The 21,504-nt window shown below is 55.9% G+C and carries 14 protein-coding genes, 2 tRNA genes and 4 rRNA genes; 9 read left to right on the top strand and 11 right to left on the bottom strand.

From position 1 onward, the window contains the following. Positions 1 to 17 precede the first annotated feature (17 nt). The 8 genes from ACLH0J_RS03185 to ACLH0J_RS03150 form a co-directional block, all read right to left on the bottom strand. Positions 18 to 326: a DUF2388 domain-containing protein gene (locus ACLH0J_RS03185; protein WP_411390836.1), complete on the bottom strand. Its 309-nt coding sequence runs from the start codon at positions 324 to 326 to the stop codon at positions 18 to 20. A 103-nt stretch (positions 327 to 429) separates the two neighbouring features. Beyond that, the gene (locus ACLH0J_RS03180) at positions 430 to 750 is read right to left on the bottom strand and encodes a DUF2388 domain-containing protein (RefSeq protein ID WP_411390835.1); all 321 of its coding nucleotides are present in this window, start codon (positions 748 to 750) and stop codon (positions 430 to 432) included. Between the two features lie 358 nt (positions 751 to 1,108). Then, positions 1,109 to 1,321 (bottom strand): DUF1127 domain-containing protein, encoded by a 213-nt coding sequence (locus ACLH0J_RS03175; protein WP_411390834.1) that lies wholly within the window; start codon positions 1,319 to 1,321, stop codon positions 1,109 to 1,111. A gap of 318 nt (positions 1,322 to 1,639) precedes the next feature. Then, positions 1,640 to 3,133: an acetyl-CoA hydrolase/transferase family protein gene (locus tag ACLH0J_RS03170; RefSeq protein ID WP_411390833.1), complete on the bottom strand. Its 1,494-nt coding sequence runs from the start codon at positions 3,131 to 3,133 to the stop codon at positions 1,640 to 1,642. A 179-nt stretch (positions 3,134 to 3,312) separates the two neighbouring features. Beyond that, on the bottom strand, positions 3,313 to 4,749 hold the full coding sequence (locus tag ACLH0J_RS03165; protein WP_411390832.1) for an NAD(P)(+) transhydrogenase (Re/Si-specific) subunit beta: 1,437 nt from the start codon (positions 4,747 to 4,749) through the stop codon (positions 3,313 to 3,315). Next, a complete protein-coding gene (locus ACLH0J_RS03160; RefSeq protein WP_003187417.1) occupies positions 4,749 to 5,069 on the bottom strand; it encodes an NAD(P) transhydrogenase subunit alpha in 321 nt (106 codons plus the stop codon). Before ACLH0J_RS03160 ends, ACLH0J_RS03165 begins: the two co-directional genes overlap by 1 nt. A 15-nt stretch (positions 5,070 to 5,084) precedes the next feature. Beyond that, on the bottom strand, positions 5,085 to 6,206 hold the full coding sequence (locus tag ACLH0J_RS03155; protein ID WP_411390831.1) for a Re/Si-specific NAD(P)(+) transhydrogenase subunit alpha: 1,122 nt from the start codon (positions 6,204 to 6,206) through the stop codon (positions 5,085 to 5,087). Positions 6,207 to 6,658: 452 nt separating this feature from the next. Further along, a complete protein-coding gene (locus ACLH0J_RS03150) occupies positions 6,659 to 7,558 on the bottom strand; it encodes a LysR family transcriptional regulator (RefSeq protein ID WP_411390830.1) in 900 nt (299 codons plus the stop codon). Positions 7,559 to 7,715: 157 nt separating this feature from the next. Here ACLH0J_RS03150 and ACLH0J_RS03145 point away from each other — a divergent pair, with 157 nt between their 5' ends. The 8 genes from ACLH0J_RS03145 (at position 7,716) to rrf (ACLH0J_RS03110) (ending at position 16,194) form a co-directional block, all read left to right on the top strand. After that, a complete protein-coding gene (locus tag ACLH0J_RS03145; protein ID WP_411390829.1) occupies positions 7,716 to 8,897 on the top strand; it encodes an acyl-CoA dehydrogenase in 1,182 nt (393 codons plus the stop codon). 13 nt (positions 8,898 to 8,910) lie between these two features. Beyond that, positions 8,911 to 10,131, top strand: a complete 1,221-nt coding sequence (locus ACLH0J_RS03140; RefSeq protein WP_411390828.1) for a CaiB/BaiF CoA transferase family protein — start codon at positions 8,911 to 8,913, stop codon at positions 10,129 to 10,131. A gap of 629 nt (positions 10,132 to 10,760) precedes the next feature. Next, positions 10,761 to 12,297, top strand: a 16S ribosomal RNA gene (locus ACLH0J_RS03135). Between the two features lie 82 nt (positions 12,298 to 12,379). After that, positions 12,380 to 12,456 (top strand) — tRNA-Ile (locus tag ACLH0J_RS03130). A gap of 30 nt (positions 12,457 to 12,486) precedes the next feature. Further along, a tRNA-Ala gene (locus ACLH0J_RS03125) sits at positions 12,487 to 12,562 on the top strand. A 247-nt stretch (positions 12,563 to 12,809) separates the two neighbouring features. Beyond that, positions 12,810 to 15,701: ribosomal RNA gene (locus tag ACLH0J_RS03120) — 23S ribosomal RNA — on the top strand. Between the two features lie 151 nt (positions 15,702 to 15,852). After that, a 5S ribosomal RNA gene (rrf, locus tag ACLH0J_RS03115) occupies positions 15,853 to 15,968 on the top strand. 110 nt (positions 15,969 to 16,078) lie between these two features. Then, a 5S ribosomal RNA gene (gene rrf / locus ACLH0J_RS03110) occupies positions 16,079 to 16,194 on the top strand. The 16S, 23S and 5S rRNA genes sit together here with 2 tRNA genes alongside, the layout of an rRNA operon. A 114-nt stretch (positions 16,195 to 16,308) precedes the next feature. On the opposite strand, the gene ACLH0J_RS03105 is transcribed toward rrf (ACLH0J_RS03110), so the two are convergent. Genes ACLH0J_RS03105 through tnpB form a run of 3 tightly spaced genes read right to left on the bottom strand, consistent with a single transcriptional unit; the run spans position 16,309 to position 18,778 of the window. Then, positions 16,309 to 16,887 carry a plasmid pRiA4b ORF-3 family protein gene (locus ACLH0J_RS03105; protein ID WP_411390403.1) on the bottom strand — a complete coding sequence of 193 codons (579 nt, stop codon included), beginning with the start codon at positions 16,885 to 16,887 and terminating at the stop codon, positions 16,309 to 16,311. A 3-nt stretch (positions 16,888 to 16,890) separates the two neighbouring features. Continuing rightward, positions 16,891 to 18,396 (bottom strand): IS66 family transposase, encoded by a 1,506-nt coding sequence (gene tnpC / locus ACLH0J_RS03100; RefSeq protein WP_411390402.1) that lies wholly within the window; start codon positions 18,394 to 18,396, stop codon positions 16,891 to 16,893. Positions 18,397 to 18,433: 37 nt separating this feature from the next. Next, on the bottom strand, positions 18,434 to 18,778 hold the full coding sequence (tnpB, locus tag ACLH0J_RS03095) for an IS66 family insertion sequence element accessory protein TnpB (RefSeq protein ID WP_411390401.1): 345 nt from the start codon (positions 18,776 to 18,778) through the stop codon (positions 18,434 to 18,436). A gap of 808 nt (positions 18,779 to 19,586) precedes the next feature. Here tnpB and ACLH0J_RS03090 point away from each other — a divergent pair. Beyond that, on the top strand, positions 19,587 to 21,467 hold the full coding sequence (locus tag ACLH0J_RS03090; protein WP_411390400.1) for a methyl-accepting chemotaxis protein: 1,881 nt from the start codon (positions 19,587 to 19,589) through the stop codon (positions 21,465 to 21,467). Positions 21,468 to 21,504 lie beyond the last annotated feature (37 nt).

Genomic DNA, 21,504 nt, shown 5'->3' with positions numbered 1-21,504 from the left:
CCGAAATACAAAGGTGATTATTGGACGAGAATTGCTTGCGCCAGTTCAAGGTCGCTGGCGTTAAGTTTTGGTTGGGTGCGACGCAGATAATCCAACGCTGATTCCAGTCGTGCGCCGCGCCATTGGCCGTCAGTGGCGATAAAAGCGGCAGCGTCGTCCCGGGCGGCCAATACAACTTTTTTGTCGAAGGGTGCGGAGGTCACTTTACTGGTGGCGTACGCACTCGAGACGGTGCTCTGGATAGTCACGTCAAAAGCCGAAGCCAATGGCGACCAGCAGGCAGTAAGCAGCATTGGAACGATTAACAGGCGGTATGAAAAAACCATGGGATTCGACAACTGGAAGCGAGCGCCAAGGCTAGCGCAATGCCTGGGCGAGAGCCAGTGGCGGCGTCGCGGGAGCGTGGCGACGCTCCCGCGACGTTGCGATTCAGATAGCCAGGATGGCCTGGGCCAGTTGTGTGTCGGTCGCGGCGCTCAGTTGCGGGGCTTGGTGGCGGATCTGGGCCAGTGCGCTTTCCAGTTTCACGCCACGGATGGCGCCTTCGCTGGCGACAAAACTGGCCGCGTCGTCACGGGCGGCACGTACGATCTTGTTGTCACGCAGGGACGAAGTGGCGTCGGAGCTGGCGTCGGAAGTGGCCTTCAGTGCGCCGACGATGGAGTCAGTGGTCACAAGGAAGCTGCTGGCATTGGCATTGGCAGCCAGGACCAACAGAGCAGCAGCACTCAGCAGGCGAAGACGGGACATGGGATGACTCCTGTAGATGAACAAATAAGGTGGCGCAAGGCAGCCTTTGGGATCAGACGCGCCTCCAACACGGCTCGCCACGTAATGGCGGGATATTAAGCCGCCGTTTATCCGTTCGGAAAGTCTCTTGACTGCCTGGTCACTTCAGAACGACCGAAACCGATTTGTCGACATAAAATTGTACTGCTCTATTTTTATGATTCGTAAACTGTATCTGTTCGTATGTTCCGCCTCTGTTTCCTCTGCTGAATGCTCAATCCCAGAAACGACAAAGCCCGCCTCCGGTTTCCCGGGGCGGGCTTTGTTTAACAAATCAGTGCTGGCTGTGGACCCGTGGGTCAGTGCCAGCGAGCGCCAATCAGCGCCAGAAAGGCTTGCTCAGCTCTTCGTAACGTTGAGCTTCGCTGATACCTGCGTCAGCCAGCAGACGCGAATCCAGGCGAGCCAGTTGGTGGCGGCTGGAGATGCGGCGCTGCCACAACATCAGGTTGGCAAGAACGCGGAAAGGCAGGGCAGCGTGGTTGTTTACAGCTTTGTCAGAGAACAGTTCGGAACTGAGTGTACGTTCCATGATGACATCCTTCCGCTTGTGGCGGGATTAGGTAGTGGTTTAACTGGTGCCCATGATCCTCCTCCCGCACAAGACTCTCTAGATACAGTTCACCTGTATTGTGAGGGACCAGTTAACTGTTTATAGAGGCTGTACTGTACGGAAACGGGGCAACTGTACCTGTCCGCACTGAGTCGGTGCAAAAAAGGCTGTTTGGCAGGAGTTTGTAGGATAGTACGGTAGGAAAAGACCGGTACAGCAGTACAGTTTTTTAAAAAAGGAGGGGTGATTCAACCGAGCTGATGAAACTGTGTGGGCATCAGCTCGGTTGTGTAACGATCAATCCTTGAGCATGTGCCCGGTTTCTTCCAGGTTGATGTGCCAGCTCAGGGCTTCACGCAGGATGTGCGGGGTGTGACCACCGATCGCACAAGCGGCGGTGAAGTATTTGTTCAGCGCGTCGCGGTAGTCTGGATGCACACAGTTGTCGATGATTACCCGTGCGCGCTCACGTGGCGCCAGGCCACGCAGGTCAGCGAGGCCGACCTCGGTCACTAGGATGTCGACGTCATGCTCGGTGTGGTCGACGTGGCTGACCATCGGCACCACGCTGGAAATCGCCCCACCCTTGGCAATCGACTTGGTGACGAAGATCGCCAGGTGAGCGTTACGAGCGAAGTCGCCCGAGCCGCCAATCCCGTTCATCATGCGGGTCCCGCACACGTGCGTGGAGTTGACGTTGCCGTAGATGTCGAATTCCAGCGCGGTGTTGATCGCGATGATGCCCAGGCGACGAACCACTTCCGGGTGGTTGGAAATTTCCTGTGGACGCAGCACCAGTTTGTCCTTGTAGTGCTCCAGGTTGCCGAACACATTGCTGTTGCGCCGCTCCGACAAGGTGATCGAACTGCCGGAGGCGAAGGTCAGCTTGCCGGCGTCAATCAGGTCGAACGTCGAGTCCTGCAGCACTTCCGAATACATGGTCAGGTCTTCGAACGGCGAATCGATCAAGCCACACATCACGGCGTTGGCGATGTTGCCGATCCCGGCCTGCAGCGGGCCGAGCTTATTGGTCATGCGGCCGGCGTCCACTTCCTGCTTGAGGAAGTTGATCAGGTGGCTGGCGATGCCTTGGGTTTCGGCGTCCGGCGACGACACTGTGGAAGGCGAGTCGGGCTTGTTGGTGATGACGATGGCGACGATCTTCTCCGGCGGAATCGGGATCGCGGTGCTGCCAATGCGGTCGTCGACTTTTACCAGCGGGATCGGCGTGCGCGTCGGCCGATAGGTCGGAATGTAGATGTCGTGCAGACCTTCCAGGTTCGAGTGGTGCGCCATGTTGATCTCGACGATCACTTGCTTGGCGAAAATCGCGAAACTGGCCGAGTTGCCCACGGAAGTGGTCGGCACGATATGACCTTGCTCAGTGATCGCAACGGCTTCGATCACGGCGATGTCAGGCAGCTTGAGCTGGTTGTTGCGCAGTTGCTCGACGGTTTCCGACAAATGCTGGTCGATGAACATCACCTCGCCGGCATTGATCGCCTTGCGCAGGGTGCTGTCGACCTGGAACGGCATGCGTCGCGATAGCACGCCGGCTTCGGTCAGTTGCTTGTCGAGGTCGTTGCCCAGACTGGCGCCGGTCATCAGGGTGATTTTCAGCGGCGATATCTTGGCGCGCTCGGCCAGTGCTTGGGGGACGGCCTTGGCTTCACCGGCACGGGTGAAGCCGCTCATGCCGACGGTCATGCCGTCCTCGATCAGTGCGGCGGCATCAGCCGCGCTCATGACCTTGTTCAACAGCGAAGGCAAGCGGATACGATCACGGTACATGGATTGTTATCTCGAGATACGGAGGCAAGGTGCGCAGTTTAGTGATTTCAAAAGTTTTCGGCCCGCTACCATGGTCGAATGCCGGGCAGTGATTTAGGGCCTTTGGTCGGTTTTCATGCGGCAATAAAAAACCCTAGCCTACTGGAGGCCAGGGTTTCGGGTATTGCGCTGGCGCAGTGTTACTCGACGGCCTTGACCATGTCTTCGATAACCTTCTTGGCGTCGCCGAAAACCATCATGGTTTTGTCCAGGTAGAACAGCTCGTTGTCCAGGCCGGCATAGCCGCTGGCCATCGAGCGCTTGTTGACGATGATGGTCTTGGCCTTGAACGCTTCCAGGATCGGCATGCCGGCAATCGGCGAGTTTGGATCGTTCTTCGCCGCCGGGTTGACCACGTCGTTGGCCCCCAACACCAGCACCACATCGGCCTGGCCGAATTCGGAGTTGATGTCTTCCATCTCGAACACCTGGTCGTATGGCACTTCCGCTTCGGCCAGCAATACGTTCATGTGTCCGGGCATACGGCCGGCCACCGGGTGGATCGCATACTTCACGGTGACGCCGCGATGGGTCAGTTTTTCGGTCAACTCTTTAAGCGCATGCTGCGCTCGGGCGACCGCCAGGCCGTAACCCGGCACGATGATCACGGTATCGGCGTTGGTCAGCAGGAACGTGGCGTCGTCGGCCGAGCCGGATTTCACCGGGCGCGCTTCTTTCGAGCCGGCCGCGGCACCGGCATCCGGCGCATTGCCGAAACCGCCGAGCAGTACATTAAAGAAGGAGCGGTTCATCGCCTTGCACATGATGTAGGACAGGATCGCGCCGCTGGAGCCCACCAGGGAACCGGCGATGATCAGCATCGAGTTATTCAGCGAGAAGCCGATCCCTGCCGCTGCCCAGCCCGAATAGCTGTTGAGCATCGACACCACCACCGGCATATCGGCACCGCCGATCGGGATGATGATCAGCACACCCAGCACGAAGGCCAGGGCCAGCATCAGCGCGAAGGCGGTAAGGTTGCCGGTGAGCATGAAGGTCAGGCCCAGGCCCAGCGTGGCCAGGCCAAACACCAGGTTCAATTTGTGCTGACCACCGAACTGTACCGGTGCGCCTTGGAACAGGCGGAACTTGTACTTGCCCGACAGCTTGCCGAAGGCGATCACCGAGCCGGAGAAGGTGATGGCACCGATGGCGGCACCGAGGAACAGCTCCAGGCGGTTACCGGCAGGGATCGCATCGCCCAGGTGTTTGACGATGCCCAGGGATTGCGGTTCGACCACGGCGGCAATGGCGATAAACACCGCGGCCAGGCCGATCATGCTGTGCATGAAGGCGACCAGTTCCGGCATCTTGGTCATTTCCACGCGCTTGGCCATGATCGAACCGGCGGTGCCGCCGATCAGCAGGCCAACGATGACGTAGCCGATGCCGGCGGTGGCAAGCTCCGCGCCCAACTTATAGATGAGGCCGACGGTGGTGAGTACCGCCAGCGCCATACCGAGCATGCCGAACAGGTTGCCGCGCCGCGAAGTGGTCGGGTGCGACAGGCCTTTGAGGGCCTGGATGAAACAGATCGACGCGATCAGATAAAGCGTCGTGACAAGATTCATGCTCATTACTTCGGCGCCTCTTCTTTTACTTTCGGGGCTTTCTTCTTGAACATCTCAAGCATCCTGCGGGTCACCAGGAAGCCGCCGAACACGTTGACTGCCGCCAGGGCCACGGCCAGGGTGCCCATGGTCTTGCCCAGTGGTGTCACGGTCAGCGCAGCGGCCAGCATGGCGCCGACGATCACGATCGCCGAGATTGCGTTGGTCACCGCCATCAGTGGCGTGTGCAGTGCGGGGGTAACGTTCCAGACCACGTGGTAACCGACATAAATCGCCAGCACGAAGATGATCAGGTTGTAGATACCGGGGGAGATAAGCTCTTCCATCGTCTGAATCCCTGCTTAGGCGTTTTTGCGGATGACTTGGCCGTCGCGGCACATCAGGCACGCGGCGACGATGTCGTCTTCGAGGTTGATTTCAAACTGCCCGTCCTTGGTGAACACCAGCTTCAGGAAGTCCAGCAGGTTGCGCGCATACAGGGCCGAGGCGTCGGCGGCGACCGCGCCGGCGAGGTTGGTCGGGCCACAGATGGTCACACCGTTCTCCACCACCACTTGGTCGGCGACAGTGAGCGGGCAGTTGCCGCCTTGGGCTGCGGCAAGGTCGATGACCACCGAGCCGGGCTTCATTTGCGCGACGGTCTCGGCGCTGAGCAAGGTCGGTGCCTTGCGGCCCGGGATCAGGGCGGTGGTGATGACGATGTCCGCCTGCGTGGCGCGTTCGTGCACGGCCAGGGCCTGGCGTTGCATCCAACTGCTCGGCATCGGTCGCGCGTAACCGCCGACGCCGACGGCGCATTCACGCTCTTCATCGGTTTCGTAGGGCACGTCGACGAACTTGGCGCCGAGGGATTCGATCTGCTCCTTCACGGCCGGGCGCACGTCAGACGCTTCGATCACTGCCCCCAGACGTTTCGCCGTGGCGATGGCCTGCAGGCCCGCGACGCCAGCGCCGAGGATCAGCACGCGTGCGGCTTTTACCGTACCGGCGGCGGTCATCAGCATTGGCATGAAGCGTGGGTAGTGATGAGCGGCGAGCAACACGGCCTTGTAACCGGCGATGTTGGCCTGGGACGACAACACATCAAGGCTCTGGGCCCGTGAAGTTCGCGGCGCGGCTTCGAGCGCGAAGGCTGTGATGCCCTGCTCGGCCAGTTTGGCGATGGTTTCGTTGCTGAACGGATTGAGCATGCCCACCAACACGGTGCCGCTTTTGATCAGCGTCAGTTCGCTGTCGCTGGGGGCCACCACTTTGAGGATCAGCTCCGCGCCAAATGCATCGCTGGCGCTGCCAATGGTTGCACCTGCCGTTTCATAGGCACTGTCGACGATGCTGGCTTTAATACCCGCTCCGCTTTGTACAGTGACCTTATGGCCCTGGCCGATCAGCTTCTTGATGGTTTCCGGGGTGGCAGCCACCCGCGTTTCACCGGTCTGGGTTTCGAGAGGAACACCAATGTGCACGTCAAATCTCCTGCATGATCTTTTTGCTTTTGATCTTATTGTAAAAAGGCCAGCGCACCGTGAGTGGCGCATCTGGGGCGGCCGATCAGCACGATCCCGCTGAAATGACAGCGGGGCGCGGCATTTTGCAGGCGAACTTTACGGCCTTCAAGGAATTATGACGGGTGACGAAAAATTAACTACAAGTCATCCTGTGACTGATTGTCGCAACATAAAGATATAACTTGTTTAAATACAATGGATTAAATGGTTTCGTGCGTTTTTGTAGTTCATTGCCATGGTTGGTGTGAATGCTCGGATATTGGGCAGCAATAGTCGCTGGACGCCATGAGGATCATGGCTTTGAGCCTTATTGTTGTGCGATCGGTACAGTTTGCTTAAAAGCGACATATACATATATCTGTAGGGCTATCATCTAGCTGACTACAAAGTCAGTATTGGCTCTTTAGCCTTTAAGCGTTGGGGCTGTAACGTTCTGACTGGTCGATCAGCCAATCCCTGAATGCACGCAACGATGCGGATTCGACTTTCCGCTCTGGAATCATCAAGTAATAAGCCTTCGAGCTACTCAGTGCCTCAAGGCTTGCGACCACCAAGGCTTTGTCTGCCAGCTCTCGTTGGATAAGGAACGGTGGGATCAGCGCAATGCCCATGTCATGCATGGCAGCCTGGGACAACATCGAGAATAGCTCGTAACGAGGGCCTGTCATGTCGCGGGGGACATTCAACTGCTGGGCGTTGAACCATTGACGCCAGGCATAGGGTCGAGTGGTCTGCTGAAGCAGCGGCAACTCTGCGATTTCCTGGGGGCTGAAGTGGGACCGCGCGCCCAGCAGCCTGGGGCTGCAGACGGGGACGGGGTTTTCTCCCATCAGCCTGTGAGATTCGGTCCCTGACCAGTCGGCATCACCGAAGTAGATGGCGGCATCGAATTCGGTATCGGCAAACAAAAAGGGGCGTGTGCGGTTAGTGAGGTTCACCGTGACTTCCGGGTGCTGGCATTGAAAGTCTCTAAGGCGGGGAATCAGCCACTGCGTACCAAAGGTGGGTACCACGGCCAGCTCAATGACGTTGGTGCCCTGCTGCCCCATCACGGACAAGGTATCGCGCTCCACGGCATCCAATTGCGTCGCGACTCGACGGCTGTAAGACAATCCTGCTTCGGTCAGCTTCACTCCGCGTCGTGAGCGTCGAAACAGCTCGACACTTAAAAAATCCTCAAGGCTGGCGATCTGTCGGCAAATAGCGCCTTGGGTGATGGAAAGCTCCTGCGCCGCCTTGGTAAAGCTCTCGTGACGGGCTGCGGCTTCAAAGCTGACAAGGGCGGTGGTGCTGGGGATTTTTCTGCGCATGTACCTTGTGCTCACTTATAAAGCGCTTCTGCGCCTTTTGCGATGGTTACGAAGTGATAAATTAGCACAAGCCTATGCAGAAACCTCGTTTGCTCTGCGGGTATGTACGGCCTAGGCTCAGTGCACGACTTCTGATTTTCTTCACGAGGACTTATTCATGGCTGGCAAGGCAAGCTTCAATTGGATCGATCCACTTCTGCTGGATCAACAGCTCACCGAAGAAGAGCGCATGGTGCGCGACAGTGCTGAGCAATTCGCTCAGGACAAGTTGGCGCCTCGTGTGCTTGAAGCTTTCCGCCATGAAAAGACCGACCCGGCCATTTTTCGTGAGATGGGCGAAACCGGCTTGCTCGGCGCGATGATTCCCGAGCAGTACGGCGGCAGTGGTTTGAACTACGTCAGCTACGGGCTGATTGCTCGCGAAGTGGAGCGAATCGACTCCGGATATCGCTCGATGATGAGTGTGCAGTCCTCCCTGGTGATGGTGCCGATCAACGAGTTTGGTACTGAGGCGCAAAAGCAGAAATATTTGCCGAAATTGGCGTCGGGTGAGTGGATTGGTTGCTTTGGTCTGACAGAGCCTGACCACGGTTCCGATCCAGGCGCGATGATTACGCGTGCGCGCAAGGTGGATGGCGGCTACAGCCTGACCGGCGCCAAGATGTGGATCACCAATAGCCCGATTGCTGACGTATTTGTGGTGTGGGCCAAAGACGATGCCGGCGATATACGTGGGTTTGTCCTGGAGAAAGGCTGGAAAGGGCTGAGTGCTCCGGCGATTCACGGCAAGGTCGGTCTGCGCGCCTCCATCACCGGCGAAATCGTCATGGACAATGTATTTGTGCCGGAAGAGAACATCTTCCCGGACGTGCGTGGTTTGAAGGGGCCGTTTACCTGTCTTAACTCAGCGCGTTATGGCATCTCCTGGGGCGCATTGGGCGCTGCCGAGGCCTGCTGGCACACCGCTCGCCAGTACACCCTTGATCGTCAGCAGTTCGGTCGTCCATTGGCGGCTACCCAGTTGATCCAGAAGAAGCTCGCCGACATGCAGACCGAGATCACCCTCGCCCTGCAAGGTTGCCTGCGTTTGGGGCGGATGAAGGATGAGGGCACGGCGGCGGTCGAGATTACATCGATCATGAAGCGCAACTCCTGCGGCAAGTCCCTGGACATCGCTCGTATGGCGCGGGACATGCTGGGTGGAAACGGTATCTCCGATGAGTTCGGGGTGGCGCGACACTTGGTCAACCTGGAGGTGGTGAATACCTATGAAGGTACTCATGACGTGCATGCCTTGATTCTGGGGCGTGCGCAAACCGGTCTTCAGGCGTTCTATTAATAGGAGCATGGGCATGGGCGCGCTTTCCCACCTGCGGGTACTGGATTTATCGCGAGTGCTCGCGGGCCCCTGGGCCGGGCAGATCCTTGCTGACCTAGGGGCTGAGGTCATCAAGGTCGAACGGCCCGGTAACGGTGACGATACGCGCGCCTGGGGGCCGCCCTTCCTTAAAGATGCCAATGGTGAAAATACCAGCGAGGCGGCGTACTACCTGTCGGCCAATCGCAATAAAGAGTCGGTGACTATCGACTTCACGCGGCCTGAAGGGCAGAAGCTGGTGCGCGATCTGGCGGCCAAGTCCGATATCCTGATCGAGAACTTCAAAGTGGGTGGTCTCGCGGCGTATGGGCTGGACTACGAGTCGCTCAAGGAGGCCAATCCAGAGTTGATCTATTGCTCGATCACGGGCTTCGGCCAGACGGGGCCATACGCGACGCGTGCGGGTTATGACTTCATGATCCAGGGGTTGGGTGGGCTGATGAGTCTGACCGGTCGAGCCGAGGGGGATGATGGCGCAGGGCCGGTGAAAGTTGGCGTGGCGTTGACTGATATTCTCACGGGGCTTTATTCGACTGTGGCGATCCTGGCAGCGCTGGCTCATCGGGATCATGAGGACGGTGGGCAGCATATCGATATGGCGTTGCTCGATGTTCAGGTGGCGTGTCTGGCTAACCAGGCCATGAATTACCTGACGACAGGATTGGCGCCCAAGCGGCTTGGTAATGCTCATCCTAATATCGTGCCTTATCAGGACTTTCCTACTGCCGATGGTGATTTCATCCTGACCGTGGGCAATGACGGACAGTTCCGCAAGTTTGCAGAGGTGGCCGGGCAGCCGCAGTGGGCAGATGATCCGCGTTTCTCTACTAACAAGCTGCGGGTGGCTAATCGTGCGGAGCTGATCCCATTGATTCGCCAGGCTACGGTCTTCAAGACGACGACTGAGTGGGTCTCGCTGCTGGAGCAGGTTGGCGTACCTTGTGGGCCTATCAATGATCTGGCGCAGGTGTTTGCCGACCCGCAGGTCAAGGCGCGGGGGTTGGCCATCGCGTTGCCTCATGCATTGGCGGGGGCGGTGCCTCAGGTTGCTAGTCCGATCCGGTTGTCCAAGACGCCTGTGGAGTACCGTAGTGCGCCTCCTCTATTGGGAGAGCACACCGAACGGGTGTTGCAGGACGTATTGGGGTTGGGGGCGGCGAATGTGGCCTCATTGAGGGCGTTGGGTGTTATCTAAGTAGTCTCTTCTATATAGACGCGTAAAAGGCGTCAGGTTTGATGGTTTTTTAATCAGCTCTAACTAATTGATAGAAAGGCAAAATTAAAGGTTGACGGCAGATTCTGGAAGTCTATAATTCGCCCCACTTCCGGCGCAGTCGAAACGGAAAACTCCTTGGTAAACAAAGAGTTATGCAAGATTCGACAGCGACCTGCTTCAGTTCATCGAAGCCCAGAAGGAGTTGGTAGGGCAGCGTAGTTTGGCTCTATTAACGTTTCGATCCTCTCGGTCGAAAGCGGAGAAAAAGAGGTGTTGACAGCAGCGTGTAACGCTGTAGAATTCGCCTCCCGCTAACGAGAGATCGGAAGCGCAAGTGGTTGAAGTTGTTGAGGAAATCCTCGAAAACTTCTGAAAATAATCACTTGACAGCAAATGAGGCTGCTGTAGAATGCGCGCCTCGGTTGAGACGAAAGATCTTAACCAACCGCTCTTTAACAACTGAATCAAGCAATTCGTGTGGGTGCTTGTGGAGTCAGACTGATAGTCAACAAGATTATCAGCATCACAAGTTACTCCGCGAGAAATCAAAGATGTAACCAACGATTGCTGAGCCAAGTTTAGGGTTTCTTAAAAACCCAAAGATGTTTGAACTGAAGAGTTTGATCATGGCTCAGATTGAACGCTGGCGGCAGGCCTAACACATGCAAGTCGAGCGGTAGAGAGAAGCTTGCTTCTCTTGAGAGCGGCGGACGGGTGAGTAATGCCTAGGAATCTGCCTGGTAGTGGGGGATAACGTTCGGAAACGGACGCTAATACCGCATACGTCCTACGGGAGAAAGCAGGGGACCTTCGGGCCTTGCGCTATCAGATGAGCCTAGGTCGGATTAGCTAGTTGGTGAGGTAATGGCTCACCAAGGCGACGATCCGTAACTGGTCTGAGAGGATGATCAGTCACACTGGAACTGAGACACGGTCCAGACTCCTACGGGAGGCAGCAGTGGGGAATATTGGACAATGGGCGAAAGCCTGATCCAGCCATGCCGCGTGTGTGAAGAAGGTCTTCGGATTGTAAAGCACTTTAAGTTGGGAGGAAGGGCAGTTACCTAATACGTGATTGTTTTGACGTTACCGACAGAATAAGCACCGGCTAACTCTGTGCCAGCAGCCGCGGTAATACAGAGGGTGCAAGCGTTAATCGGAATTACTGGGCGTAAAGCGCGCGTAGGTGGTTTGTTAAGTTGGATGTGAAATCCCCGGGCTCAACCTGGGAACTGCATTCAAAACTGACTGACTAGAGTATGGTAGAGGGTGGTGGAATTTCCTGTGTAGCGGTGAAATGCGTAGATATAGGAAGGAACACCAGTGGCGAAGGCGACCACCTGGACTAATACTGACACTGAGGTGCGAAAGCGTGGGGAGCAAACAGGATTAGATACCCTGGTAGTCCACGCCGTAAACGATGTCAACTAGCCGTTGGGAGCCTTGAGCTCTTAGTGGCGCAGCTAACGCATTAAGTTGACCGCCTGGGGAGTACGGCCGCAAGGTTAAAACTCAAATGAATTGACGGGGGCCCGCACAAGCGGTGGAGCATGTGGTTTAATTCGAAGCAACGCGAAGAACCTTACCAGGCCTTGACATCCAATGAACTTTCTAGAGATAGATTGGTGCCTTCGGGAACATTGAGACAGGTGCTGCATGGCTGTCGTCAGCTCGTGTCGTGAGATGTTGGGTTAAGTCCCGTAACGAGCGCAACCCTTGTCCTTAGTTACCAGCACGTTATGGTGGGCACTCTAAGGAGACTGCCGGTGACAAACCGGAGGAAGGTGGGGATGACGTCAAGTCATCATGGCCCTTACGGCCTGGGCTACACACGTGCTACAATGGTCGGTACAGAGGGTTGCCAAGCCGCGAGGTGGAGCTAATCCCAGAAAACCGATCGTAGTCCGGATCGCAGTCTGCAACTCGACTGCGTGAAGTCGGAATCGCTAGTAATCGCGAATCAGAATGTCGCGGTGAATACGTTCCCGGGCCTTGTACACACCGCCCGTCACACCATGGGAGTGGGTTGCACCAGAAGTAGCTAGTCTAACCCTCGGGAGGACGGTTACCACGGTGTGATTCATGACTGGGGTGAAGTCGTAACAAGGTAGCCGTAGGGGAACCTGCGGCTGGATCACCTCCTTAATCGACGACATCAGCTGCTCCATAAGTTCCCACACGAATTGCTTGATTCATTGAAGAAGACGATAAGAAGCAGCCCGAAATTGGGTCTGTAGCTCAGTTGGTTAGAGCGCACCCCTGATAAGGGTGAGGTCGGCAGTTCGAATCTGCCCAGACCCACCAATTTTGTGTGGGAAACGCCTGTAGAAATACGGGGCCATAGCTCAGCTGGGAGAGCGCCTGCCTTGCACGCAGGAGGTCAACGGTTCGATCCCGTTTGGCTCCACCACTACTGCTTCTGGAAGTTGAAAGCTTAGAAATGAGCATTCCATCGTGATGATGGTGAATGTTGATTTCTAGTCTTTGATTAGATCGTTCTTTAAAAATTTGGGTATGTGATAGAAAGATAGACTGAACGTTACTTTCACTGGTAACGGATCAGGCTAAGGTAAAATTTGTGAGTTCTCTTAATTGAGAGTATCGAATTTTCGGCGAATGTCGTCTTCACAGTATAACCAGATTGCTTGGGGTTATATGGTCAAGTGAAGAAGCGCATACGGTGGATGCCTTGGCAGTCAGAGGCGATGAAAGACGTGGTAGCCTGCGAAAAGCTTCGGGGAGTCGGCAAACAGACTTTGATCCGGAGATGTCTGAATGGGGGAACCCAGCCATCATAAGATGGTTACCTTACACTGAATACATAGGTGTAAGGGGCGAACCAGGGGAACTGAAACATCTAAGTACCCTGAGGAAAAGAAATCAACCGAGATTCCCTTAGTAGTGGCGAGCGAACGGGGACTAGCCCTTAAGTGGCTTTGAGATTAGCGGAACGCTCTGGAAAGTGCGGCCATAGTGGGTGATAGCCCTGTACGCGAAAATCTCTTAGTCATGAAATCGAGTAGGACGGAGCACGAGAAACTTTGTCTGAATATGGGGGGACCATCCTCCAAGGCTAAATACTACTGACTGACCGATAGTGAACTAGTACCGTGAGGGAAAGGCGAAAAGAACCCCGGAGAGGGGAGTGAAATAGATCCTGAAACCGTATGCGTACAAGCAGTGGGAGCAGACTTTGTTCTGTGACTGCGTACCTTTTGTATAATGGGTCAGCGACTTATTTTCAGTGGCGAGCTTAACCGAATAGGGGAGGCGTAGCGAAAGCGAGTCTTAATAGGGCGTCTAGTCGCTGGGAATAGACCCGAAACCGGGCGATCTATCCATGGGCAGGTTGAAGGTTGGGTAACACTAACTGGAGGACCGAACCGACTACCGTTGAAAAGTTAGCGGATGACCTGTGGATCGGAGTGAAAGGCTAATCAAGCTCGGAGATAGCTGGTTCTCCTCGAAAGCTATTTAGGTAGCGCCTCATGTATCACTGTAGGGGGTAGAGCACTGTTTCGGCTAGGGGGTCATCCCGACTTACCAAACCGATGCAAACTCCGAATACCTACAAGTGCCGAGCATGGGAGACACACGGCGGGTGCTAACGTCCGTCGTGAAAAGGGAAACAACCCAGACCGTCAGCTAAGGTCCCAAAGTTATGGTTAAGTGGGAAACGATGTGGGAAGGCTTAGACAGCTAGGAGGTTGGCTTAGAAGCAGCCACCCTTTAAAGAAAGCGTAATAGCTCACTAGTCGAGTCGGCCTGCGCGGAAGATGTAACGGGGCTCAAACCATACACCGAAGCTACGGGTATCACTTAGGTGATGCGGTAGAGGAGCGTTCTGTAAGCCTGTGAAGGTGAGTTGAGAAGCTTGCTGGAGGTATCAGAAGTGCGAATGCTGACATGAGTAACGATAATGGGTGTGAAAAACACCCACGCCGAAAGACCAAGGTTTCCTGCGCAACGTTAATCGACGCAGGGTTAGTCGGTCCCTAAGGCGAGGCTGAAAAGCGTAGTCGATGGAAAACAGGTTAATATTCCTGTACTTCTGGTTATTGCGATGGAGGGACGGAGAAGGCTAGGCCAGCTTGGCGTTGGTTGTCCAAGTTTAAGGTGGTAGGCTGAGATCTTAGGTAAATCCGGGATCTTAAGGCCGAGAGCTGATGACGAGTTATCTTTTAGATGACGAAGTGGTTGATGCCATGCTTCCAAGAAAAGCTTCTAAGCTTCAGGTAACCAGGAACCGTACCCCAAACCGACACAGGTGGTTGGGTAGAGAATACCAAGGCGCTTGAGAGAACTCGGGTGAAGGAACTAGGCAAAATGGCACCGTAACTTCGGGAGAAGGTGCGCCGGTGAGGGTGAAGGACTTGCTCCGTAAGCCCATGCCGGTCGAAGATACCAGGCCGCTGCGACTGTTTATTAAAAACACAGCACTCTGCAAACACGAAAGTGGACGTATAGGGTGTGACGCCTGCCCGGTGCCGGAAGGTTAATTGATGGGGTTAGCTAACGCGAAGCTCTTGATCGAAGCCCCGGTAAACGGCGGCCGTAACTATAACGGTCCTAAGGTAGCGAAATTCCTTGTCGGGTAAGTTCCGACCTGCACGAATGGCGTAACGATGGCGGCGCTGTCTCCACCCGAGACTCAGTGAAATTGAAATCGCTGTGAAGATGCAGTGTATCCGCGGCTAGACGGAAAGACCCCGTGAACCTTTACTATAGCTTTGCACTGGACTTTGAATTTGCTTGTGTAGGATAGGTGGGAGGCTTTGAAGCGTGGACGCCAGTTCGCGTGGAGCCAACCTTGAAATACCACCCTGGCAACTTTGAGGTTCTAACTCAGGTCCGTTATCCGGATCGAGGACAGTGTATGGTGGGTAGTTTGACTGGGGCGGTCTCCTCCTAAAGAGTAACGGAGGAGTACGAAGGTGCGCTCAGACCGGTCGGAAATCGGTCGTAGAGTATAAAGGCAAAAGCGCGCTTGACTGCGAGACAGACACGTCGAGCAGGTACGAAAGTAGGTCTTAGTGATCCGGTGGTTCTGTATGGAAGGGCCATCGCTCAACGGATAAAAGGTACTCCGGGGATAACAGGCTGATACCGCCCAAGAGTTCATATCGACGGCGGTGTTTGGCACCTCGATGTCGGCTCATCACATCCTGGGGCTGAAGCCGGTCCCAAGGGTATGGCTGTTCGCCATTTAAAGTGGTACGCGAGCTGGGTTTAGAACGTCGTGAGACAGTTCGGTCCCTATCTGCCGTGGACGTTTGAGATTTGAGAGGGGCTGCTCCTAGTACGAGAGGACCGGAGTGGACGAACCTCTGGTGTTCCGGTTGTCACGCCAGTGGCATTGCCGGGTAGCTATGTTCGGAATAGATAACCGCTGAAAGCATCTAAGCGGGAAACTAGCCTCAAGATGAGATCTCACTGGGACCTTGAGTCCCCTGAAGGGCCGTCGAAGACTACGACGTTGATAGGTTGGGTGTGTAAGCGCTGTGAGGCGTTGAGCTAACCAATACTAATTGCCCGTGAGGCTTGACCATATAACACCCAAGCAATTTGCGTCGAAAGGCCAGATTGCGGTGTGTGAAGACGAAACGAACCGAAAGTTCGAATCTCACAAAACACCGATTGCTATCACATACTCAATTTGCTGAAGCGAGGCCATCAGGTCACGAGTCAGTACCCGAATTTCTTGACGACCATAGAGCATTGGAACCACCTGATCCCATCCCGAACTCAGTAGTGAAACGATGCATCGCCGATGGTAGTGTGGGGTTTCCCCATGTGAGAGTAGGTCATCGTCAAGATTAAATTCCGAAACCCCTGTTTGCTTACGCAGACAGGGGTTTTGTTTATAGTAGAAGTCCATGAATTCAGCTGGGACGTTGCTCACGCTACGATCCGGCATACAGAATTTCTTGACGACCATAGAGCATTGGAACCACCTGATCCCATCCCGAACTCAGTAGTGAAACGATGCATCGCCGATGGTAGTGTGGGGTTTCCCCATGTGAGAGTAGGTCATCGTCAAGATCAAATTCCAAAACCCCTGTCTGCTAGCGCAGACAGGGGTTTTGTCGTTTAGGGGGGACAGATCTTTGCTGCTTCCGATGAGCAGTAAGCGTCCGAGCTACACCGCCTTGCAACTCAAACCTTAATCCGTTTAAACCGCTGGTTCACGCGCTCGCACTCAAATGTCACCGGATCAAAAACATCGCCATGCCATTCAACCATGGCGTCATGCTCTGGATGATCGGGGTTGCCCATCGCCTCCAGAAACTCCTCGTAACCAGGCCCGCCACCCACGTCTTCCGGTGGGCAAGCATTGGCGCCGTCGATGCAGTACGGCACCTGAAGACAGGCAACAGCGGGTAGCGTTTTTTCGACCTTGATACTGTGATGCCAGCTGTCACCAAAGTCGTAGAGATAATTGAATGTCCGCTTTCCGTTCAGCGCCTTGATCAGCGTTTTACGGGCTTCCGGGTTCACCGTCGGCCCCCAACCATCAGGGTCGGGCATGCCGTAATTCTCACCAGCAATTTCAAACTCATGCAGATGGCTATCACTCCAGCCCATCACGACCTGGATGACATGGTGCAGCTTGCCCAAGGTGATGTTTTCAGGCACTGCGAACCGACGCCAAATCTTCGGAGTGATCCACTTCAGCTCGATGTGCAGCAGTAACAGGTCGGGGGCGGGTTTGGGTAAACGGACAGTTTTAACCATGGATCAGGCGGCCTCGCAGTGTTCAGTGTGATTCAAAGAAATGTTCCAAGGCAGCAACTCGCTCACCCGATTGATCGGGTGTTCGGCAATGTGCTCAAGTACGTAGGCCAGATAGGCCTGTGGGTTTAACCCGTTTAGCTTGGCAGTACCCACCAGGCTGTAAATCGCAGCGGCTCGTTCTCCGCCGGCATCGGAACCGGCAAACAGGTAGTTTTTGCGGCCCAGCGCGACGGCGCGTAGCGCCCGTTCGGCGGCGTTGTTGTCGATTTCGATTCGGCCATCATTGCAGTAGCGCGTTAAGGCCTGCCACCGGTTGAGGGCATAGAGGATTGCACCGCCCAATGCCGACTTTTTCGACAGTTGAGTCAGCGTCTGATTAAGCCATGCGTGCAGGTGCTCCAGCAGCGGACTGGCCCGACTTTGCCGAACCGTTTTTCGCAGGTTGGGCGGCTGCCCTCGGATCTCGCTTTCGATGGCATACAGGGCTGCAATCCGTTGCAGCGCCTCGGCGGCAAGGGGTGAAGCCAAGTCTTTGTAGACATCGTAAAACTTGCGCCGGGCGTGAGCCCAGCATGCAGCTTCCTCAATAGTGCTCGTCGCATACAGCTGAGCAAAACCGGCGTAGCCGTCAGCCTGCAAGATCCCGCTAAAGCCCTTGAGATGAGCGCGCGGATGTTGCCCCTTGCGATCCGGCGAGTAGGCAAACCAGACCGCCGCCGGTGTCGAGTCACCCGCAGGTCGGTCGTCCCGCACGTGTGTCCACAGGCGAGCCGTTTTGGTCTTGCCGTTGCCCGGCGCGAGCACGCCAATCGGCGTGTCGTCTGCATGGACTTTGTGACCGCTCATGACGTGGTGCTCAAGGGCGTTGATCAGCGGCCTGAGCAACTGACTGCTCTGGCCCACCCAGTCGGCCAGGGTTGAGCGCTCCAGTTCCACGCCCTCACGGGCGTAGATCTCGGACTGCCGATACAACGGCAAATGATCAACAAACTTGGAGACCAGCACATGGGCCAACAACCCCGGGCCTGCAAGGCCTCGGGCTATTGGTCGACTCGGCGCCGGCACCTGGGCGATGTGCTCGCAGCAGCGGCAGACCCACTTGGGGCGAACATGGCGGATCACTTTGAAACGTGCCGGAACATACTCCAGCACTTCGGACACATCCTCACCCAAATAGCGAAGCTTCCCACCGCAGCCCGTGCATTGCGACTCGGGCTGATGCACCTGAGTTTCGCGAGGCAGGTGTTCGGGCAATGGTTTGCGGCGCGAAACTGCGCGAGGTGCCGGTTCGACTGGCGGTGTCATTTCGGCTTGGCTGACTTGCAGCTCTTCAAGGCTCAACTGGAGTTGATCGATCATCGCGTCCAGTTGCTCGGAGCTGCGACCGAACTGCGTACGACGCAGCTTGGCGATCATCATTTTCAAGCGCTCAATCTCTGCCCGCTGGGCAGAGACCAGAGTCTTCAAGGCTTGAAGATCGTTCGGCAGGGAGTCGGTCACGAGAGTCATGACCGCATGTTACTGGGGATTTTTTCAGCGCGGCAAGTCAGACCGCGAGAACAGGCGCTGTACGAATTGGCCTGCGCCAATCAATGCCTTCCAACAGCATCGATAACTGCGCAGGCGTCAGCGACACGCTGCCGCTGGTTGCTTGCGGCAAGACGAAGCGCCCTTGTTCCAACCGTTTGCAAAACAGACACAAGCCGTCGCCATCCCACCACAACAGCTTGATCCGGTCACCGCGCCGTCCGCGAAAGGCAAATATCTGACCGGAAAACGGGTCGGCTTCCAACTGTGTCTGCACCAGTGCCGCTAAACCATCGAAGCCACGGCGCATATCCGTGACGCCGGCGGCGATCCAGATACGGGTTCCAGCGGGCGGGGCAATCATCGCAGCAACTGCTGCAAGACGAATTGCAGCGTCTGCGGATCGGGTGCGTATTCCACGCGCATTTGGACACCCATTCCACGAACACTTGGACAGCGATTCCACGCTGACTTGGACACTCATTCCACGGCCACTTGGACAGTGATTTCTCACTAATCCGACCCACGCTCAAATGGTATCCACTATCTTGGCTAATTTTGAGGGCTGTCAGGAGAGGGTGCTGGCCGGACGGTTACGATGAGCAACCTTCAAGCCTAGGCGAGCGGCAAAAATAAAAAGTCAGTGTCTGATCTCACACGCTTGCTGATGTTTGAGCGCTATCAAATCAAAAGAAAACACACCATCACGGTCAATAACTGTAGAGACCGATGAAGGCAGATCAAAGGTTTGCTGACTAACCCGGGCTCGCGGAAAAAGCCTCTCATTCTCGCTGCCAATCATTGGGGGGGGGGCGCACGTCTGCGTGACTAGGCACCTCCATGGGTTGAAGTCCAGGTCTACCGCGCTGTCGGAATTGAGTTCAGATGTATGCCCTCCAGCAATTGGATACTGCGGCGTTCGCGAGGACGGTGGCCCAGTGTTGTTTGCAGCTCAGCGCTGTGCCTACCAGCCGTGCGATCTGCTTGGACGATAACCGCCGGTCAGTTTCTTATATAAAACAGGGATGGATCTTACAGATTTGTCTCGGTTTGGCCGAAAGCCTGACAAGCCATGCACTGAAATGGAGCGATTCGAGAGTCCGCATATGCGGTTACATGGAATGTTCCGCCCAGCACGCTCACTTCCCCTTTGGCAAAAAGAAGACGATGAAATGAATTTCAAGTTCAGTCATAAAATTTTGTTGGCTGCGTCAGGCGTCGTAGTTCTAGCCTTTGCGTTATTTACCCTCTACAACGACTATCTGCAGCGCAGCACGATCAAGCAGAACCTGGAGTCGTCCATCCAGCAATCCGGTGAACTCACCGCCAGTAGCGTGCAGAACTGGCTCAGTGGTCGAATCCTCGTGCTCGAAAGCCTTACGCAAAACATTGCCCATCAGGGCAGCGGTGCGGATCTCCGAGGATTGGTCGATCAACCGGCGCTGACCTCGAACTTCCAGTTCACCTACGTTGGGCAAACCAACGGTGTGTTCACCCAACGCCCAGACGCGAAAATGCCTGACGGCTACGACCCTCGGCAGCGCCCCTGGTACAAGCAAGCGGTGGCCGCAGACAAACCCATGCTCACACCGCCCTACATGGCCGCAGTGGGCGGGCAGATCGTGACCATTGCTATGCCGGTGAAAAAGAACGGTGAGTTACTCGGTGTGGTGGGTGGAGACCTGAGCCTGCAGACCCTGGTGAAGATCATCAACTCAGTGGACTTTGGCGGCATCGGCCATGCGTTTCTGGTCAGCGGCGACGGCCAGGTCATCGTCAGTCCAGATCAGGACCATGTGATGAAAAACCTCAAGGACATCTACCCAGGCACCAGTGTCCGTATCGAGAAGGTCAACCAGGATGTGGTCCTCAATGGTCAGGCGCGCATTCTGTCGTTCACCCCTATCAGCGGTTTGCCAGGTGCGGATTGGTATATAGGGCTGTCGATCGACAAAGACAAAGCTTACGCCCCATTGGGTAAATTCCGGACTTCTGCGTTGATTGCCATGCTGATCGCGGTGGTTGCGATTGCCGTGCTTTTGAGTTTGCTGATTCAAGTGTTGTTGCGCCCCCTGACCGCCATGGGCGTTGCCATGCAGGATATCGCCCAAGGCGAAGGCGACCTTACCCGTCGCCTGGCTGTCACCAGCAAGGATGAGTTCGGCGAAGTCGGCAGTGCATTCAATCAGTTCGTAGAGCGCATCCACGCGTCGATTTGCGAAGTGTCTTCGGCAACGCGCCAGGTGCACGACCTTTCCCAACGAGTGATGGTCTCCTCGAACGCCTCGATCATCGGTTCCGACGAGCAAAGCGCGCGAACCAATAGCGTAGCCGCAGCGATCAATGAACTGGGGGCCGCTACCCAGGAAATTGCGCGTAACGCCGCCGATGCTTCACAGCATGCCAGTGGCGCCAGCGAACAGGCCGACGATGGACGCAAAGTGGTGGAGCAGACCATCCTGGCAATGTCGGCACTGTCGCAGAAGATCAGCCTGTCCTGCGCGCAAATCGAGACGCTGAACGCCAGCACCGACAACATTGGCCATATCCTTGATGTGATCAAAGGCATCTCTCAGCAAACCAACTTGCTTGCGCTCAATGCCGCGATCGAGGCGGCGCGTGCAGGAGAGGCTGGCCGAGGTTTTGCCGTGGTCGCCGATGAGGTGCGCAACTTGGCTCACCGCACGCAGGAGTCGGCTGAAGAGATCCACAAAATGATCACTTCGCTGCAGGTGGGTTCCCGCGAAGCGGTGACGACCATGAATGCCAGCCAGGTCTCCAGCGAAGAAAGCGTAGAGGTAGCCAATCAGGCCGGTGAGCGGTTGGTCAGTGTGACGCAGCGGATCGTTGAGATCGATGGCATGAATCAGTCCGTCGCCGCTGCTACCGAGGAGCAGACCGCCGTGGTGGAAACCCTCAACGTGGACATCAACCAGATCAACCTGCTGAACCAGCAGGGCGTGGCCAACCTCAATGAAACCCTACAGGACTGTGATGCACTGTCGCAGCAGGCCAATCGGTTGAAGCAACTGGTCGACAGCTTCAAGATCTGACCCGCTGATTGGCCGGGTAGAAGCGAAACGCTTCGGC

Source organism: Pseudomonas sp. MPB23, assembly GCF_046605395.1.
GTDB lineage: Bacteria > Pseudomonadota > Gammaproteobacteria > Pseudomonadales > Pseudomonadaceae > Aquipseudomonas.
This window is presented reverse-complemented; position numbering and strand designations above follow the sequence as displayed.

Coding starts and splice junctions, on each gene's coding strand:
- ACLH0J_RS03185 (WP_411390836.1), bottom strand. CDS start 326: ATGGTTTTTTCATACCGCCTGTTAATCGTTCCAATGCTGCTTACTGCC.
- ACLH0J_RS03180 (WP_411390835.1), bottom strand. CDS start 750: ATGTCCCGTCTTCGCCTGCTGAGTGCTGCTGCTCTGTTGGTCCTGGCT.
- ACLH0J_RS03175 (WP_411390834.1), bottom strand. CDS start 1,321: ATGGAACGTACACTCAGTTCCGAACTGTTCTCTGACAAAGCTGTAAAC.
- ACLH0J_RS03170 (WP_411390833.1), bottom strand. CDS start 3,133: ATGTACCGTGATCGTATCCGCTTGCCTTCGCTGTTGAACAAGGTCATG.
- ACLH0J_RS03165 (WP_411390832.1), bottom strand. CDS start 4,749: ATGAGCATGAATCTTGTCACGACGCTTTATCTGATCGCGTCGATCTGT.
- ACLH0J_RS03160 (WP_003187417.1), bottom strand. CDS start 5,069: ATGGAAGAGCTTATCTCCCCCGGTATCTACAACCTGATCATCTTCGTG.
- ACLH0J_RS03150 (WP_411390830.1), bottom strand. CDS start 7,558: ATGCGCAGAAAAATCCCCAGCACCACCGCCCTTGTCAGCTTTGAAGCC.
- ACLH0J_RS03145 (WP_411390829.1), top strand. CDS start 7,716: ATGGCTGGCAAGGCAAGCTTCAATTGGATCGATCCACTTCTGCTGGAT.
- ACLH0J_RS03140 (WP_411390828.1), top strand. CDS start 8,911: ATGGGCGCGCTTTCCCACCTGCGGGTACTGGATTTATCGCGAGTGCTC.
- ACLH0J_RS03105 (WP_411390403.1), bottom strand. CDS start 16,887: ATGGTTAAAACTGTCCGTTTACCCAAACCCGCCCCCGACCTGTTACTG.
- tnpC (WP_411390402.1), bottom strand. CDS start 18,396: ATGACTCTCGTGACCGACTCCCTGCCGAACGATCTTCAAGCCTTGAAG.
- tnpB (WP_411390401.1), bottom strand. CDS start 18,778: ATGATTGCCCCGCCCGCTGGAACCCGTATCTGGATCGCCGCCGGCGTC.
- ACLH0J_RS03090 (WP_411390400.1), top strand. CDS start 19,587: ATGAATTTCAAGTTCAGTCATAAAATTTTGTTGGCTGCGTCAGGCGTC.